The sequence below is a fragment of the Oleiphilus sp. HI0132 genome, assembly GCF_001635845.1.
Genome location: NZ_LWGJ01001657.1, coordinates 1 through 794, shown reverse-complemented (window position 1 = coordinate 794; position 794 = coordinate 1). Strand labels below are relative to the sequence as shown.

The following is a 794-nucleotide window of genomic DNA, read 5'->3' as shown; positions in this document are numbered from 1 at the left end:
GCCTGAGTGTCCGTCACCTTTTGTTGAGGTAACAGGTTTAAAAAGGCTTTTTGCTATTTCTTCTGGCAGGCCTGGGCCTTGGTCCTTGATCAGGATTTCTACGTAACCCTGGCCATTAAGGTTGATATTGGCTGCCGTGCTGATAAAAATAATGCCGCCTTCAGGCATTGCTTCCGAGGCGTTTTTAATCAGATTTGTAATGATTTGCTTGAACTGGTTCCTTTTCGTGCCGATTCGCTTCAAGTCCTGATCTAAGTCTAGCTGATAGGAAGTGTCGTGCAAGACGAATAAAGAATGCTCATATAAGGTGCAAAGATTCTTGATTTCGGTATTAATGTCGACGCCGGACTGTGTTTCGACGGCTTCTTGTTTTAGGTCGCGTAAACGTAAAATAATCTGACTTGTTCTATTTAGTTCTTCTCTGACAATATCAAGCTCTTCAGCTAGCTCGTGTTGCTCGTAACTTTCTGCAGGCCCCGTTAGTTTGTTAGACAAAGAGACCAAATAGTTATTAATGATGTTTAAGGGGTTGTTGGCTTCGTGGGCTATTTCCCTGGCTCGCTGTGCCATAGCTTCAGTGCTGGCATCGCTCTCAATGCGTGTAATTTTTTCCGTGGTCTTACTGCAAGCCTGGGCCATTTCCTCGGTAAAGTACTTTAATAAACGTATTTGGTGTGAGCTTTGGCTCAGAGAGTGTTCACAGGCAATCACCAATACGCAAAATAAGTCTTCATGAGTCCGAATCGGACAGCAAACAATACCCGTGCTATTGAGTCCCCTAGTTATCTGCTGAT

The 794-nt window shown here is 44.1% G+C and carries 1 protein-coding gene; it reads right to left on the bottom strand.

The window, feature by feature from the left end; all coding sequences use genetic code 11:
- A partial coding sequence (locus tag A3766_RS25460; RefSeq protein WP_231882992.1) for a sensor histidine kinase occupies positions 1–794 on the bottom strand: 794 nt, incomplete at both ends.